Origin of the sequence: Flavobacterium buctense (assembly GCF_014486695.1) — a bacterium.
GTDB classification, from domain to species: Bacteria; Bacteroidota; Bacteroidia; order Flavobacteriales; family Flavobacteriaceae; genus Flavobacterium; species Flavobacterium buctense.
This window is the reverse complement of the sequence record NZ_JACTAB010000039.1, coordinates 1-346: the sequence shown is the minus strand read 5'-3', so window position 1 is coordinate 346 and position 346 is coordinate 1. Positions and strand designations below refer to the sequence as shown.

Genomic DNA, 346 nt, shown 5'->3' with positions numbered 1-346 from the left:
AATACACAAGCTTCTAGTATAGTTGTTGAATGTGATGGAAATGGTAATGAACTTGCCCTATTTACATGGTTATCAAATAATGGAGGTGCAACTGCTACCGACGAATGTTCACCGGTAATCTGGACAAATAACTTCAGTGAAATTGCTAATGATTGTTCTGCAGCTGTAACTGTTGTATTCACTGCAACTGATGAATGTGGAAATGAATCTTTCACTACTGCTTCATTCAGTATAAATGACACACAAAATCCAGTTGCTCCTCAAGCACCTGCTGCTGTAACTGTAGCTTGTGCCGATGATGTTCCTGCAATGGTTTCGTTAACGGCTACTGATAACTGTTCAAATA

Annotated in this window: 1 protein-coding gene; it reads left to right on the top strand. The window is 39.0% G+C overall.

Annotated features, from left to right (window positions below; all coding sequences use genetic code 11):
- Positions 1-346: hypothetical protein (locus tag ICG50_RS13065; RefSeq protein WP_187661336.1), on the top strand; the 346-nt coding region annotated here is incomplete at both ends.